Annotated in this window: 1 protein-coding gene; it reads right to left on the bottom strand. The window is 52.9% G+C overall.

Annotated features, from left to right (window positions below):
- Positions 1 to 173: 173 nt before the first annotated feature.
- On the bottom strand, positions 174 to 801 hold a 628-nt coding region (locus J5224_RS31880), incomplete at its 5' end, for a DUF3053 domain-containing protein (RefSeq protein WP_264628969.1).

Raw genomic sequence — 801 nt, 5'->3', positions numbered from 1 at the left:
GCTACATTTTAGTGACTGAGTTCACATAAAATCACCGAATGCGGTCAATTCGGCGCATCATCATCCGCATTAACGGCAGCACAATGTGATCTTAATCACATTACAATGCCGTGATTTTGTTTTAATTGTGTGACTCAAATCACTAAATATCATCACCGCCGTGCGTTATTGCCTTATAGCGATGGTTTCAACAACGGCAATAGCGGTTGTAATCCGTTCATTAAATCGCGCTGCTGCGTCGCCAGAGGCGTAATCAATGCGTTGTAACGCGCCGCCTGCTGTGCCGTTTCAAACTGCACCTGATTTCCCACAAAAGTGACCTGCTTGCCCTGGGCCTGAAGGAAGTCGCCCACCTGCGCCAACTGCTGGGCCAGCGTGGCAGCGGTCGGCACCACGTTTGCCAATGCCGACGCCGGTTGGCTTACCACCTGCGAGTAAACGCGCTCATACAGCACTTGAATCTCTTGCGGCTGGCTCAGGTTACGCCCGGCTGAATCTGCCTGGGTTTTTGCCGCCTGTACCTGTTGCCCCAGCAGGTTTATCGCGCCGACAGCACTGCGTACGCCGTCACGTTGCGTCAAATAATCCTGCGGCACACGAATCTGAGAAACGTGCTCCAGTAACGGCTTCAAACTCACCGCCATGCTTTGCCGCAACTGCTGGGAAAAAGTGGTTAAAATGGCGTAATCGTTGGCAAAAGGGCCCAACCGTTTTTTCTGATCGTCACTGAGTGCTGGCGGCACGCTGCCCGGTTGCGATGGCACACTTTGCAATACCGTCATAAACGCCTTGCGCTGATCC

The organism is Candidatus Symbiopectobacterium sp. NZEC135, from assembly GCF_025962695.1.
The sequence above is the reverse complement of the archived record's forward strand: the minus strand, read 5'-3'. Positions and strand labels throughout refer to the sequence as shown.